Annotated in this window: 10 protein-coding genes; all 10 read right to left on the bottom strand. The window is 47.4% G+C overall.

Annotated elements, in window-relative coordinates; translation table 11 throughout:
• Positions 1-57 precede the first annotated feature (57 nt).
• Entirely contained in the window at positions 58-4,260 is a 4,203-nt protein-coding gene (locus NWF04_00460; protein ID MCW4005059.1) for a hypothetical protein, read from the bottom strand.
• A 59-nt stretch (positions 4,261-4,319) separates the two neighbouring features.
• Positions 4,320-5,273, bottom strand: coding sequence for a glycosyltransferase family 2 protein (locus NWF04_00455; GenBank protein MCW4005058.1), 954 nt, complete (start codon positions 5,271-5,273; stop codon positions 4,320-4,322).
• Between the two features lies 1 nt (position 5,274).
• Positions 5,275-6,153 carry a glycosyltransferase family 2 protein gene (locus tag NWF04_00450; protein ID MCW4005057.1) on the bottom strand — a complete coding sequence of 293 codons (879 nt, stop codon included), beginning with the start codon at positions 6,151-6,153 and terminating at the stop codon, positions 5,275-5,277.
• Positions 6,154-6,250: 97 nt separating this feature from the next.
• Entirely contained in the window at positions 6,251-7,357 is a 1,107-nt protein-coding gene (locus tag NWF04_00445) for a glycosyltransferase family 4 protein (protein ID MCW4005056.1), read from the bottom strand.
• Positions 7,358-7,413: 56 nt separating this feature from the next.
• Complete coding sequence (locus NWF04_00440) at positions 7,414-8,691, bottom strand: nucleotide sugar dehydrogenase (protein ID MCW4005055.1); 1,278 nt, start codon at positions 8,689-8,691, stop codon at positions 7,414-7,416.
• Positions 8,692-8,793: 102 nt separating this feature from the next.
• Positions 8,794-10,014, bottom strand: a complete 1,221-nt coding sequence (locus tag NWF04_00435; GenBank protein ID MCW4005054.1) for a glycosyltransferase family 4 protein — start codon at positions 10,012-10,014, stop codon at positions 8,794-8,796.
• Positions 10,015-10,032: 18 nt separating this feature from the next.
• On the bottom strand, positions 10,033-10,782 hold the full coding sequence (locus NWF04_00430) for a class I SAM-dependent methyltransferase (protein ID MCW4005053.1): 750 nt from the start codon (positions 10,780-10,782) through the stop codon (positions 10,033-10,035).
• 34 nt (positions 10,783-10,816) lie between these two features.
• The gene (locus NWF04_00425; GenBank protein MCW4005052.1) at positions 10,817-12,970 is read right to left on the bottom strand and encodes a hypothetical protein; all 2,154 of its coding nucleotides are present in this window, start codon (positions 12,968-12,970) and stop codon (positions 10,817-10,819) included.
• A 1-nt stretch (position 12,971) separates the two neighbouring features.
• Complete coding sequence (locus NWF04_00420) at positions 12,972-13,934, bottom strand: glycosyltransferase family 2 protein (GenBank protein MCW4005051.1); 963 nt, start codon at positions 13,932-13,934, stop codon at positions 12,972-12,974.
• A complete protein-coding gene (locus tag NWF04_00415; protein MCW4005050.1) occupies positions 13,921-15,513 on the bottom strand; it encodes a hypothetical protein in 1,593 nt (530 codons plus the stop codon). The genes NWF04_00420 and NWF04_00415 overlap by 14 nt, the downstream gene beginning before the upstream one ends.
• Between the last annotated feature and the right edge of the window lie 154 nt (positions 15,514-15,667).

Below are 15,667 nucleotides of genomic sequence, written 5' to 3'. Positions count from 1 at the left end.
TTCTGGCAAACCCGCCAAACAAGATGTTGAAAACCACAAGTTTAACACACAACCAGATTACCCGCGTTGAGGGCACCGTTTTAGCAGCAAAACTGCAAAGATAGCGTACAGCATGATAGCAAGCATCACTGAAAGGTTTGACAGGTTCAACAGTTCAGGGGGCAACTCGATTTCTAATAGCGATGGGTAATCGTACTTGTAAGACCCATTTAGCACAAAAGAGATCCCAAAGGTTCGCGAGCTATACTGGTCAGAAGCTAACAGGTCATAAGCCATTTCTCCAGTCAAGGTAACTTCGCCAGTGCCTGTGCCAACTACAGAATCATAGGGGATATCGAAGAAGGCTCCTGCAAAAGTTGCAGACCCCATGGCGGTGAGGTCTAATGTGCGGGCAGTTATGGTGATGGGGGAGTTGGAGTGAATGGTTGCTTTTGAGATTTCACGCCAGCTTGTGGGGTCTGTGGTGTAGGCGCGAGTTGAGATTTCTGATTGGGGGTTTTTGGGGGTTAGGGTGAGGGCGGTTTGGTTGGGGATTAGGATTTGTATGTACTGGTCGTGTAGGGGCTGTATTGTGCAAGACCCGTTTAGGGATAGCGTGAAGGCTTCGGCGGCGCTGAAAAGCAGTTTGTTACCTGTTACCGCGGATGTTGTTTCGCCGTTGGTTTCTGCAAAAGAGTATGTTATGTTAGAGCCGCTAAAGGTCATGACTTTTGAAGTTAAGTCAACAGCGCCGCTTAGGATTTGGTCGCCGTAGATTTCTATATGCAAAAACATGTCAGTAGAGTGTTGTGTGTAACTGGTCAAACCCAAGTTTGCAAGCAAAGCATCTGAAAAACATTCCAAACAAGGGACAAGTGAAAGGGGAAAAGTAAAATCAAGATACGTAAACGCCCCAGCATCAACGGCTTTGGTAAAGATTAGGGGCGCGACTTTTTCGTCTCCTGACGTGTACCAGCACAGGGAGCAAACGTCTGATTCGGCGCAGCTTTTAGGAGAACTCACGTTAAAGCAAAAACCAGCAGAAACAAACCCCTCAGGCAGCAACAAGCCATCAGCAGACACCACATGAGGCTCCATGTAATACAAATCAGCCCAAACCGCCTGATAACAACCCACAAACCAGTTCGCAATAAGAGACTCCACCGTGTTTCCATACATTACCAAAGGAGAATCATACTTTGTAGGCCTAGGCCCCGTGAAAACCAACGTGTCGTTAAGGTACACGTAGCAGGTTTGGGCGTCGGGGAAGTATAATTCAATTTTTTGGCAGCTGTTTGGCGAAATCTCGGCGATGTCGTAAATGATTTGTCCACAATCGTAGTAGTAGTCAAGGCTGTAGTCGGCGTCCCAGAACCCAACTCCAGAAGCTTGCCCGTTCATCAGAATCAAAGAGTTCGTTATGGACGAACGGTTTTCAACAAGATTAAACCAGGTACCTATCGCAAAAGGGAAGGTTAGGGAGTGGTTGCTGTGGTAATGGAATCCGAATATGCCTCCTGTGGAGGCGTTAACGAGAAGACCGCGTTTGTCTTGTTGTTCGTCAAAGGTGGTTATGGAAAGGTTTCCTGTGGACAGGCCTCTTAAGTCGAAAGCCCAGTCTTGGAAGCAGTTATCTGAGCACCAGTTTTCTTCAAAAACAAGGTTAGTCTTTGAGCGAAGACCCATCAACTCTGAAAAGTGACCTTCACCGCCCAGAACAATCAAGTTACCACCGTTTCTTGCCCAGTCCTCAAACTTTTTGGCTAAAGCCGCGTTTTTTATGTCGCTTGTGAGGATGATGGTGTCGGTGTTTTCGAAAACTTCAGGTTCCCAGTCGTAATGTAAGCTGTAGGAGACACCTAAGGAGTCAAGCAGCGCTAATTGCGGCGAAGCAGCAGACAAACTGCCGCTGAGCACCACAGGAACACGATTGCTGCCTGAAAAGGTCTTGACGTACAAGGGAACATGAAATATCGTTACGTTATCGTTACTAAAAACCACAGGCAATGCATCTAGCAGGGATTCAACGTAGGAATCAGAGGATTTTATCGTGGCTATTTCTTGGCTTGTGAGGTAAATGTAGTCTATTGTTTGAAGGAAGTATCGGGGAATGCTTGAGGAGGAGGACCTGAATACGTCGGAGTATCGGGTGATTGTGGTTGCGCCTGCTATGCCTGCTTTGAAGTTTGATTCTTGGCTGTAGGTTAAAACTACGTCGGAAGCGTTTAGTTTGCCTTTTAGGAAGTCTAAGGCTTCGACTTCGTTGGAGTTTAGAGAGTAAGAGAGAAGCCCAGTGTTTGACCAAAACACCGTTGAAAGCAAAGTGGAGCCTGAACCGAAAAGAACCAGAAAGCCCAGACCCACCGACAAAAGGCGCTTCTGCTTAACCCCGCTGCGCCTAAAATGCTTAAAAACTGCATACAACGCAAAACCAGAAACCACAGAAAAAAAGAGCCCGCCAAAAAGCTGAATTATCCGCAGTTCACGGTAGATCATGGTGCCTGAAAGGTTGACATATGTTATAGCCTTGCCCAGCACAAGCGCCAAAACAAACGCGATGCCCAAAAACAAGATTGCATGAAGCTCTGTTGAGTCAAGAGAGGTTTTTGCAAAGAGGCAATAGCAAAAGTAAATCACGCTTATGGTTACGGGGACTCCTATGGCGATGGGTAGGAAATATGATGGGGCTACGCCAAGGTAATACAGTGAACTGGAGATGTAGCTGTCGTTTTGCATGTACAGTACGTCCCAGCTGTACAGGAAAATGCCATACAATGACAGCGCAAGGAAAACCAGTATTGCAACGAAGTATTTGGTTGCAAAGAAACGGTATGTTTTTCCAAGGTACAGGCGAATTTTCGGAGTCAAGTTAAACCGTTTAAGCATCAGGGCAAAAAGGAAAATGGCGGCGTACAGAAGCGCTAAGTAAACAGATAGAGTTGACCTTGTGAAGGGCAACGTTAGGAAGGTTATGAATCCCAGCCAGACACCCACGGTTAAGGAGAAGAGGTCTTTTATGCTTGTGAAATTCAAGAGCAAAGCAACTATCAAGAAAATGAAAATGTAGGTTACTTCTGCAACGTGCATCGCAAACAGGTTTGCTATCAAAAGAGCTTCAACACCGTACAAAACGGCGTTTTTGTCTTTTTTTATGAAAAGCAGGGTTAGAATCATAACGGAGATAAGGTCCAGTGTGATGGGGGCGTACGCGTAAATGTTTGACAGCGGATATAGGGAGTTGATTTGCATGGTTTTTCTAGAAACGGTCTGGAAAGAGTTTGAGAGTTGTTGGGGGTTAGTTGCCATTTCGCCAAGCAGGGTTTGAACTAAAAAGGTAAAGCTGCCAAACAAGGTGAAAACAAGTGTTGATAGGAACGCAACGGCTTTTCTTTTCGTAAGCCCAAGCGTTAGAGCATAAAACGCCAAAACAGTCACCACATTTAGCAAACCCAGCAAGTTAGAAACGTTCATAGCAGGAATGGCAGCAAGCTGGCTAAACGAGAAAAGATGCACTGCAAAAAACGGTGGATACGTCAAATACCCAAACCTTAGCAGGTCATTGTTTTCTAGCCTGACCGCGTATGCTGTGTGGTCCCACATGTCGCCGTTGGGGAAGGGCAAGCCGCTTAGGAGAAACACGGAAACCAAGACGGATATGTGAAACAGGCACAAAAGAATCAGCAGGAAGTGTTCGCTGTGCAGATTCAGGGTTACGTTTTGCAGGCGCTTTAGGGGGAAAACGGTTTTTCGTTGCTGCAAGGTTCGGGCTAAGCTAAAACCAAGAATCACAACGTTGCTAAGCAGCATCCACGTAAGAGCGGATTGTGCAGACAGTATGGCGATGAAGGATATGATGGAGTTTATGAAAACAGTTAGCAGCAAAGAGGAGATTATTAGGGGGATGCTGGAGAGTTTGTGGGAAAACAGGGTGATTAAGGCGTATCCAGGCAGGAAGAGTCCAAGGAGGGTGCCCGCGGTTAGTCTAAGCCAGTTAAGCAAAGGCAAAGAACCCAAATCAACGATGACTTGGCTGCTTAAAGAAGGCGTAAAGGCAACAACGAGCAAGCAGGCAGCATAGACACATACCAGCACCAATTCCGGGGAGGCTACTTTGAAGTTTAAGCTCAACTGGAAAGATTTGTTAAAAACATAAATCAAGATTACCGCGTCAAACAGCACCAAAAACAGGGCAATCGTAACGAGTCTTGTAGGTATGTTAAGGTACAGGTACATGAACCCCAAAACGGGGAGGTCAGCCAAGAAAAGCGTGAGAACCTGCACAAGAAAGCTGCTGAATTTTAAGCGGGAACTAAACAATCATGTTTCACGTGTGAACCAGTTTACGTTTGAGCTAAGGATTTACTCTGCAAGTAAACCCCTGCAACGTTGTTGTAGATTTTTTGCCCAAACAGGGAAAAGAACGTTGAGAAAAGCAGTTTAGAATCAAACGGGTATGCTTTTACAGCTTTGAAGAAATAATTTTTGCCTTCGTTTATTTCACCGTTAAGACACAGGTAGGTGCCTATTTCAAAGAAGTGTCGGCTTAGCAGTTTTGGCGTTTTCGAGATTTCGTCATAGTATTTGTTTAGGAGGTATTTGCGGGCGGTTATGAGGGAGGCTGTTTTGCGTGAGATGCTGTCGGGTTGGGCATAAGCGTTCACCAAGGGTTCTTTGACGTACTTGAAGTGGTAACGCTGAGAAAGCTTGAGCCACAAAGCCCACTCCTGCAAACAAGGCAAATCCTCAAACAACCCAACCACATCAAAACATTCCTTGCGAACCAAAGCAGTAGGTGTCCCAACAAAATTTTTCCGCAACATAGAACAATGAACATCCCCCTCAGTCTGCTTCACTTCATCTAAACAAGGATAACAAACCATCTGGTCACCACCACATATACTCCAAAAACTAGTGTAAACAACCCCAACCTCCAAAGAAACACAAGCAAAAGCAGAAACCTGCACCCGCAGTTTTTCAGGCAACCATTCATCATCACTATCCTGAAAAGCTATGTACTCCCCCTTAGCCGCCTTTATCCCAGTGTTACGCGCACAAACAGCACCCTGATTCTTTTCATGCCGAATATACCGTAACCGTTCATCATCAAAGCTGTCTATGACGGCTTTTGTGGAGTCAGTTGAGCAGTCGTCTACAACGATTAATTCAAAGTTCGGGTAACTCTGGCTTAAGACACTGTTTATCGCGCGAGGCAACACGTGAGCTCGGTTATACGTTGGTATGACAACGCTAATCAAAGGCTCAAAAGGCGCCGCGGCAGATTTTTTGTTAACCAAACTAGGCACCCAGTTTTCCAAATTTTGATTTAGTGAAATCAAAGAACCCCCGCATCATGTACGCTGCAGGTTGTGGTTTTCCTGTGGTAAGCAAACAGCGAAGAACTCTGTAGGTGAATCTTGGAACCCAGAGGGGCCAGAAAAGCAGGGGGTTGAGGTGTTTTTTGGCAAACAGCAACTCGTTTCTTGTTGAGTAGTACATGACCAGAGGGTTGGGTTTTCCGCTAAAGGATTTGGAGACTTTGTGGTAGATTGTTGCGGAGGGCACGTAAACTAGTTTGTAGCCTGCTTTTGTGGCGCGGTAACACCAGTCGAAGTCTTCGAAATAAAGGAAGAACTGCGAATCCAGCAAGCCTACTTCGTCGACAACAGCACGTTTCACAAGTATGGCTGTTCCAAACACGCGGTCTACTTCCACGGGCTCATCAACCGTGTCGAGGCGTCCATGAACCATATACAGGTAGTAGTTGAAGCTGCCGTGAGCTTGGTAGAGCTTGTCAGGTTCTTCAAAACAAAGAACCTTGGGAATCAACATTCCAGCGTGGGGGTTGCTTTCAGCTACGTTAACCAATTCAGTCAGGAAGTTTGGGCGGACTGCGGTGTCGTCGTTGAGGATCAAGATGTATTTAGCGCCGTTGAGAAGGGCGTGGTTTATACCGATGTTGTTGCCTTGGGCGTACCCAAAGTTTTCAGGGTTTACAATGAAGCGCACAGAAGGGAATTTGTGTTGTAGTTCGTTGGTTTTGCGGTCTGTCGAAGCGTTATCTACCACTACTACGTCATAGTTGGGGTACTCAACTTTTAGCAGGAAATCTAGGCAGTCGCTAAGAACTGCTTTGCGGTTATAGTTTAAAATGACTATAGTTACGTGTGGAGGCATAAAGTTTGGGCAAACCAGCAATTACAGAAAAAGTTAGGCTGCACAGAAAAATTGTTAACGTAAAATCTCGCCACATCATACAAAAATCGTCTTAGAGTTAACGGTTAGTTACAGCTAGGTAAGAGGTTAAGGTTATTTTTGCTGATAGCGTCCAAGCATCAACAAACGACTGGGCATCGTTTGAGCGCACAGCTTTTTTGGTCAAATCCGAAGAATTAGCACACGCAAAACTAATAGCCTGCGTAAGCGAAGCCACATCGCCCCGTTTAGCAACAACTGCAGGATACGTTTTTAGCACGTCCAAAACGTTGGGGTCATCGGTTGTAACTATGGGCAAATGGTAAATCAAAAAATCCATAAGGGTAGCGGGGGTGGTCGCGTTTGTGTAGGGGCAGATGCCAAAGTCAGCCACGCTAAGAACGGTGTCTAACTCGGTTTCTGATAAACGCTTGTTTAAAAAAATGACGTGTTTGTCGCCAAGGATTTTTGAGTAGTTTTTTTGCAGGTAACGAAGATATGTTTTGTCAGATTCACCAGCAAGTATCACGCGAATCCGCGATTTACCCTGCTTTTGTTGCATGGCATCTAAAAGGACACCAACGCCTTTGTACTCGGAGATTGCGCCTATAAAAGAGAAGACAACCTCGTTTGGCGAAATCCCCAAAGCCTTGCGTGCACGCAGTTTCTTAGCGGGGTCAGGCTGCAGGGGATACTTGAAAAGACCATGCTTTAGAACATGCACTTTTTCTGGGGTGAGTCCATAGAATTCTTCAAGTATGCTTTTTTGGAAGGAACTGTGCACAAACACGGCGTCTGAAAGATTGGTTAAAACAGATTTGAAAAAGCGGTATTCAGTGCGAGCCCAGTAAACGTTATGCGGGAGCACGTTGTGCATGGTGACGACTAGTTTGGTTTTTGAAAAACGCGTATACACCGTTAGGAAAGCGAGCATGAAAGGAGCCAGAAACGGCACGGCATATTTGGTGTTACCCCATCGGTACAGGAACTCTAGCCAGTGAACATGCAAGATTACGTCGTTGTTTTCGCAGGGCTTTTTAGCAAACAAAAGGCGAAGAATCTCGACGGGATAAAGCAGCTGATTTCTTAGTGAAGACGCTTGTGCGTGTGGGGAATAGATGTGCACTGAGGTTTTGTATGCTGCAGATAAGTTTAGCAGTTCTTTGTAGAGGCAAGTTAGGTACATGTAGTCAGCAACACGCGGAATAACAATTACACAAAGCTTCTTGCTGCGGGGACTAACTAAACAGGACAGCAGCCAACACCAAAATACGTGAAACCGTTTTCTTTTGCAGTTTGAGACGCAACGAGCCGTTTGCCGTCTATGATTACAGGGTTTGGGTTCATGAGGGATTTTATTTTGGCGCAGTCAAGTTTCTTGAAGTCGGCGTGGTCAACTAGCAGTACAAGGCAGTCAGCGTCTTGAACAGCTTCAGTAAGGCAAGAGGCTTTTTTGGCGCCAAACGTAGCGGGGCAGTAAGGGTCATAAACAACGGTGGCGGCGACGTGGCGGGTAAGCTCGGTGATTACTTGCTGGGAGGGGCTATATCGGGCGTCGTCAACATTAGCTTTGTAGGCGGTGCCCAAGAAGGCTATACGCGATTTTTCAGGCTGCTTGCCAGCAACGCTCAACCCTTTCAAGGTTAACTCGACGACGTGTTTGGGCATTGAATCATTAACAGCTCGGGCAGCGGTGATAACATCGTTTTCAAAGTTGATGCCGTGTATAAGCAGGTAAGGGTCTTTAACCAAGCAAGGTCCACCAACTCCTGGTCCAGGCAGGTGGATGTTTACTCGTGGATGCGTATTTGCTAACTCTATGGCGTTCATTACGTCGGTGCCGTGTTTTTCGCAGATAAGGGCAAGCTGGTTGGCAAAGGCGATGTTTACGTCTCGGAAGGTGTTCTCGGCGGTTTTCACGATTTCGGCAGTGGCAGAGTCGGTTCGTATCATCTTGGAGCAAACCGCGCTAAACAAGTCTCCGATTACTGCGGTGCTGTTGGGTCCTATTCCGCCGACGATTCGGGGGCTTTCGACGAATTCTTTTAAGGATTTGCCAGGCGCGATTCGTTCAGGCACGTATGCTAAGAAGAAGTCTTTGTCTGCAGTTAAGTCACTTTTGAACTCTAATAGGGGCTTGACTTTTGTTGACAGCGTTCCCGGGGGCACGGTGCTGCAGATAGCCACAAGGCTGTTTTCCCTTAGGGCATTACCGACGAAGTCTAGGGCGTTCATTAAAAAGTTGATGTCAGGGGTGTTGTTTTCGTCTACGGGGGTTTGGACGGTGACGATTATGGCGTCTTCGCGGGTAAGTTCGGCGTCGCAGGTAAGCACTGCTCTTAGCCTACCTGATAAGACGTTGCGGCAAATTAGCTCTTTTAGTCCTGGTTCGTCAATGGGGCTGTCGCATCGGTTGACGCTTTCAACAATGGAAGGCTGCAAATCAATAGCGGTCACGTTAAACCCAGCATCAGCAAACAACGCTGCAGTAGGCAAACCAACATAACCCGCACCCACCACCGTCAAACGCCTAACCCTTTCCTTGGCGCGTTCAACATACTCTTAAGAAACAAATTGACTCATTTTGTTCAACTCACAAACCGTGAAAGGTTAAAAGCCCAGTTACGCCGCAGATGGCGCCGCTGTAGCGTCGGGGGACATTTTCTGCAGCAGAGCTTCGATTTTTTTTGCCATAAGGCGTCGGTTATAGTATTTCTCGCAGTATTCCCTGCCGTTTCTGCCCATTTCCTCAATAACCTGCGAGTTCTCCGCCAAATACAGCAAAGTCTTAGCCAAAACATCGGGGTCAGCATCAATTAGAAAACCCGCACCGCTACGGTCAACAATACGTTTCAAATCCAAGCCGCCAAACGCAACAAACGGAATAGCACAAGCCATGTAATCAAAAATTTTTGCGGGAATCGAACCGTTAATAATGGCAACAGGTTTTAGGGGCGCCAGACCAGCCATCGACTCCGACAGCAAAGGTGCCAGCTTGCTTCGTTCAACCCCACCCAAAAACGTAACCACCCCACCAAGATTACTTTTTGTAACTACGTTTTGAAGATGCTCTTTGACTTCGCCTTCGCCCACAATCACCAAGCCCAAACCGTGACTTGCAACCTGCTCCATAGCCGACAACACACAATCAAAGTCCTGAGCGTACTCAATGTTTCCCGCATAGATGACTTGGCGTTTCTTAGGTACAGTCAAGGGGTAGAAAACGTCGGTGTCGGCGGCGTTTGGTATGAATAGGACTTTGGGTTTTGGGGCTCCGTTTGCTATGACGCCGGCTTTTGCGCTTTGGGTGGTGACGGTTACGAAGTCGCAGGTTCTCAGGCAATAAGAGTCGAGGGTTTGGAGCAGGGAGGTTGCTATGCGGTCTTTTTTTAGGAACCCCAGGCTGACTGCGCCTTCTAAGAGCAGGTCGCGTTCATCAAGCAGCCAAGGTTTGCGCCGCAGCTTCTTTGCCACCAAACCAGGCAGCCACAGAAACGGCGTCGTACCCGAAGAAGTAATCACCACGTCAAAATCACCGTCCAAGGCAATCATTACCGTGGCGAAAAGGGGCATCATCAAGTAATAGAAAATTCGTGACAACGTGGAAAGAGAAGCTGATTGAGGCTGCCAAGTCCACAAATTCACAACCGTTATGCCCTGCGGGGTAGTGGTTGCGCTTGCAGGTTTCCAAGTCCGCTTAAAACTGCCAAAAGGAAACGTGGGCGGAGGACAAAAAACCTTAACGCCAAACCCGTCTCTGCGCAGGTTCAGGGCTAAATCGTGCATGCGGTAAGACCCGACTTTTTCTGGGGGGAAAGTGTCAGTGACTATGATAACGTTCATTTGCTGCACAAAATGGGGTTATGTTTTGGCGCATTCGAGCAGGACTTCGGAGTAGTTGAAGAAGCTGCCTACGACGCCTGGAATTTTTCGCAGACGTAAAGAGGAGAAGCAGCGGTCAATTGTCGTGTCAGAGAAGAGGCGGATTTGGGATAGTACTGGGAATTTTCGGGTGACTTTGAGGAGTTGGAACTGCTTGACTAAGTTGGTTAGGTCGGGTAGGGTGAATTGGGTTGTGTGGGTTTCGTCGTAAAAGTTGGATTGCTTGGATATGAGTGCGGTTTCAAGAAGCATTAAGTGTCCACTGCGGGTTAAGACGCGATGGAATTCGTCAGCTGCTTGTTGAGGGTCGTTGACGTGGTCTAGGCTACCGGTCATTATGCACAGGTTTACGGCTTCCTCTTTGAGGGGCAGGTACTCTGCAACTCCAAGGATCAAAGAGACTCTGTCGTAGGTGCCTTGGGCGTTGCAGTTGTGTTTGGAAGCTTCAACAGAAGAGCGTAGCGGGTCGATGCCTATGCCTTCGGAGCAGTGGTTTTTGACCAAGTGGGAGAGGTAGTTGCCGCGTCCGCAGCCCACGTCTAAGCAGACTTTGTGAGAAGAAGGCAAAGCAGAGACTTCGTTGAAGAAATAAGAGAAAAGATACGTCCACCAACTTAGAACCAGTGAAGAATGTTTTGAGTTGCGCCACTGCTGAAAATCATCGAGCTTGTTCTCCCAATCACGCCAAGACTCATCCTCAGAAGGCACAGAAACAACAGGTTGGGTCACTTCGTTTTCAGGCTCCAAGAACGTTTTAAAGAATTCAACAGGGGATACATCGGGGCGGCGCTTGCAGGGGTTCTTTGCGCAGAAAACTCTCGGCGGGTTCTGGCACGTAAGTTGCTGCTGTTGGTTGGGGTGGTTGGTAGAGTTTTTTGGCGTTGTTGATTGCTTTTATGGCTTTGTTGATGTCGAAGTCTATGGTTTGTCCGTACCATTCTATGGATTTGAATCGGGGACGGTTTTCTTCTTTTACGATTTCGTAGGCTTGCTTTCGGGTTAGTTTGCCTTCACGGATTTGGTGGCTTCGGAAGATGTCAAATTCGGTGAAGCCTGCCATGGTCATGTAGATGTAGTTGTAGAATGCGGCGGTGCCGTCGTCGGTTCGCCAGGTTGCGATGGTGTCGGTTTCGCGTTCCCAGTTGAATTTTTCGGTTATGGTTTTTATGATGGTGTCTTCGTCCCAGTCGATGTAGTGGAACAAGTACACGTAGTCGTCAGGCAGCACGTAAGAGGAGTAATAAGCAAATAAGGTGTCGAACATGGATTTGTTGATGTAGGCGGGGTTTTTGATGAACTGCTTGAAGTAGTAGTACATCATCTTGAGCTTGTTGACCTTGGATATGCCCGTCATGCGTCGAAGAGCGTTTTTGCTACCCTGCGTCGCAACATTGCAAAAGCCGTACTTAAACAAGCCAGTGCCTTCTTCGCCTTCGTAGCCGCCACAGAAAATGAACAGCTTAATGCCTGTCTGCTTTCGGACTTTGTGGAAGTAGTAGTAAAACTGTTTATCACCCGCCATCAAAATGGGAACCATGCCAAGGTCTGGTTTTTTGAGCCAGGCTTTGAGGTTTTTGCGTATGTACCCACGTTTTTTGCGTATGTCCGCAGAGATGACGATGTGCTCAACGCCGAGTTTGCCGACTACGCGGGCTTGGTTTCTTCGGGCGAGGTCATTGACCATTCCCCAGTCATACGTAAAGGTTACGGGATGCAAGCCTAGAGTGTTTTTGATGTAGTCAAGTCCAAAGGCGCTGTCTCTTCCGCCGCTAAAGCCTATGACGACGTCGGGTTCGTCTGAGGAACTACGGTATTTGTAGATGAACTCTTCTAGGGCTTCTTCGCCTTTGAGGTAGTTGCCGCGGGTCTCGTAGTCACGGCAGAAACTGCATACGCCTTCTTCGTCAAAGCTGATAAAAGGCATGGTTTCAGGCAAAAGGCAGCGGCTACACCGTTTCAAAACGTCCTTGCTAGAATATAGTGCCTCCCAAGTTTGCATCATAGACTGCCGCATCTCGTTGGTTAAGCGGTTCCTGTTAAGCTCTGGGGGTGGGGGAACGTCAGAGTCGTAGAGCTCAAAAACCTTAAGCGGCGAAATCAAGGGGATAACGTCTGCGGCTTCAGGGTCTGGGGTTTGCAGGGAGAAGAACTGCTTGCGGCAGGACCCCAAATGGATGAGGCAGCCTTGACCTGCGGGGATTTGTTTTACGGCGTCTTTGTCAAATAAGCCTTTGAGGCTCGCAGATTCGGTTATCTGTTGCAGGATGTATTGTTCAGAGGCGAAAACTAGGGTTTTCCCCGTTTTGCTACAGCCCAGATACAGAGAACCCGTGTTTGTTGCCAAAACAACCGTGTTTGCATCCTCAAACTGCAACGCCACAGAAGCAGAACCTTCAATTTTCTCAAAGACCCAGCTAACAGCGTGCGCCATCGGCTGACCCCCCTCTCTAAACAGTTGCAGCAAGCTAAGGAAAATTTCCGTGTCCACATCGTAGCGTTTCTTTATGGCAGGAAAAGCAGCCCAAAGCTTTTGGTCGTTGACTATGATGCCGTTGTGGATACCTACGGCACCGTCTTTTACTACGGGTTGGTTGTTTGTGTTTATTTCGCTGGGTCCGTTGGTTTGCAGGCGCGAGTGTCCCAAGACTACGATGGGAGGTTGTAGGCAACCGTTTTTGCAGCCGTCGGTTTTGAGGGTTTGCGTGAAGAGGTTTTGGTACTTCTTGGATTTAATTAGTTCAGAGGCGCTTACTGGCTCTTTTAGGACATAAACAGAGTCGTTGAACCGCACAGCCAAACCTGAAGCTTCTTTACCGCGAGATTCAGATAGCTTAAACATGTAATTGACTAACTGCATCAAATCGTTCGACGAAAAACCCAAGTCCTCAGCAATTATTGCTCCAAATATGCCACACAAATTATTTCCTTCCGTTAATTTTTGAAGAAACCCTAGCGATGGCGTACAGTGTTATGCCAGTTGAAAGCATGAAAAACCCAAGCAGCAAAAAGGCAGTGGAAGCCAACGCGACGTTTGTCATTATGACGTTTAGCGAGGCGTACAGGTCCAGCAACCAAACTCCGAATAATGCGCCGATTGTCAGCAGCACGATGCCAGGTAAGCCAAGGTAGAAGAGGGGTTTGTCTTCAACGACGAGTTTGACTATGGACATTACTAGTCCTACGCCGTGGGAGATGGGGTTTTGGGTTGAGGTTTCAACGCCTACGCTGTCAGCGTATTTGCAGGATATGGGAACTTCGCAGACGGTTAGGTCGTTTTTGTTGATTTCCCTAAGTAATTCGACGCTTGCGCTCATGCCTGTTTCGAACATTAACAGGTGGTCTAAGGCGTCTTTGCTGTAGGCTCTAAACCCGCTTTGAGCGTCACTAACGCTGGTTTTACCTGACCCCGAAGCCAACTTGGTAATTAGCTTCACGCCGAGCTTTCGGTAAAAGGGCATATCCGCCGTGCCAGAAGTATCCTTAAAGCGGCTGCCTAAAACCACTTGGGCGTAGCCTGATTTAATTGGTTCAATCAAACGGGGAATCTCTTCAGGGTTATGCTGTCCATCACCATCCAAGGTAACTAAAATGTCTACGTCCAACTCTTGAGCACGCCTAAACAGACTCTGCAAAGCCGCCCCGTACCCAGAATTACGTTCATGACGAACAACCACAGCCCCAAGACGCTCCGCAATCTCAGCAGTCAAATCCACAGAACCATCATCACAAACAACCACAATAGCGAACTTTTGAGCCTGCAAAACCACGTTAGCTATTGTTTTTTCTTCGTTAAACGCGGGTATACCCACGACAACAAGCGGCTTGGTTTTGGCGTTAAGATGCATCTGGGGAACAAAACTACTTCTTTCAAGCTGCTGCATTAATCAAAACCTCACTTTCACAAGTGTAGATTGATATTCGGTCAAAATCTTGCATTTCAACAAAGCCTTCTGGAACAGAAACGTTATACCAGTCCGTTGGGGTGTTCCACCAGACAAAGTAAACAGGGCTAAAGCCGTGCAGGGAAGCGGTTTCTATGGCTGCTTGGACGTTGTTTTGGAAGGTTACGATGGTGCGGTTCTCGGACAGGTGCAGTGTGCCCCATTCGTGGTATGCATGGTGCAAGAGAACGCAGGAGTTGGGGGGCATTGTGTTGTTTAGCCACGCCATGACTTGGGTGACGCTGTCTACATCTTGATATGGAACAGCGGGGCTGTCTGAAAAGTACAGGTACGTACCAGAAACCGAAGGAACACTCGCGTTGGCGTAGAGCATCGAAATAGGAGAAGCCAAGTAAGCAAACGCCAAAGAAAAGGTCAAGGTCATCAAAATTGTAGAGGCTTTTGTGGCGTGGAACCGTGGAAAACGATTTGTTGCTGAGGCGCGGTTTTGGAGTTTGGAGAGCCCATAGATGGCGTAAAACGTGAAAGGGTAGACCAACAGGAACATCCAGCGGTGCCAGTAAGTTAAGGCACAAAACGGGAAAATTAGGCAACCAAATGCGCCAAATGCAGCTAAGATAGCCCAAGCGGTTAATATGCCGTTTTTGAAAAGACCTTTGACGACAAAGAGCAGATAGGGCAAGAACAGTAATGCGAAAAGAGCGCCAACGCTTAGAACCAGGTTGGTGTAGCTTAGGTAGCAGTCAACAGAGGATTGGACGTTTAGGTAGTTTACCAGAAAAGGCAATCCGCCAACAGCCGCAACCACAGAATCACCCGCTGCAATTACGCTGGCTTGGGCGCTTTGGGGAACAGGGAAAAACCGCAGGTACAATCCCAAGCAAAAGACTCCAAGGGCGGGAAGAACCCCAAGCAGAAGCCGTTTAGTCGATGTGTCGAACCTGTTTTTGAGCAGTTTCCAAAAGAGTAAACCAAAAACGCAAACAAGCAAAAACACCGCTGAAAACTCATGCGCAAAAACGCTCAGCAAAGAAAAAGCCGAAAAAGCAGCCAAACTCCAAAACGACTTCACAGCCTTAACGTAAGAAAACGCAAACAACAAAACCGCAAGCCCCAACGTGTTACGCAGCAAATCCCAGCTGATACGCAAAGAAGCCAGTTGCAAAGCGAAAAAGACGCCTGCAATCAAGCTCAGGTTTGTGCTCCAGCCTAAACCTTTTCGGGCAAACCAGTAAACGCCAGCTACGTTCAAACCGTAGAGCATGGGCGCAACAAATTTGAGCAGTACAAACGGGTCAACGTTGAATACGCTGTAGAGGGGCACGATGAAAGCATCCAACAACCAGGTGTTGACAAAAAATGAACTCCAGTTAGAAAAAACCACCCCGCTTTTCATCAACGAAGCATAATGAATAGTGTCAAAACCTATTGGAGTGGAAAACGCCAAAACTTCAGGCACTAAGCGGACGATGAATCCTATGGATAGGCAGGTGAGTAAGAGTTTGAAGTCGGCGGATTTGAACCAGCCAAAAACAGCGGCATTAGGGAAGGTTTGCATTAGGTTCGCTGCTCCAAACTTAGAGGGCGTTGAAACTGGCAAACGCTGCCAAGATGGGGTTACCCAAACGACCACGGCGGTTGTGTGGGAATAGCGAATTGGCAAAGAACACAGTTAAGCATCAATCAACAGTTTTTAGGTGCAAACAGTAAAG

This window comes from Candidatus Bathyarchaeota archaeon, assembly GCA_026014465.1.
Classification (GTDB): domain Archaea; phylum Thermoproteota; class Bathyarchaeia; order Bathyarchaeales; family Bathycorpusculaceae; genus JADGNF01.
This window is presented reverse-complemented; position numbering and strand designations above follow the sequence as displayed.

What these genes read in the sequence shown, in the direction of transcription:
- NWF04_00445 (MCW4005056.1), bottom strand. Translation starts at nt 7,357, where the DNA reads ATGTACCTAACTTGCCTCTACAAAGAACTGCTAAACTTATCTGCAGCA.
- NWF04_00415 (MCW4005050.1), bottom strand. Translation starts at nt 15,513, where the DNA reads ATGCAAACCTTCCCTAATGCCGCTGTTTTTGGCTGGTTCAAATCCGCC.
- NWF04_00420 (MCW4005051.1), bottom strand. Translation starts at nt 13,934, where the DNA reads ATGCAGCAGCTTGAAAGAAGTAGTTTTGTTCCCCAGATGCATCTTAAC.
- NWF04_00450 (MCW4005057.1), bottom strand. Translation starts at nt 6,153, where the DNA reads ATGCCTCCACACGTAACTATAGTCATTTTAAACTATAACCGCAAAGCA.
- NWF04_00435 (MCW4005054.1), bottom strand. Translation starts at nt 10,014, where the DNA reads ATGAACGTTATCATAGTCACTGACACTTTCCCCCCAGAAAAAGTCGGG.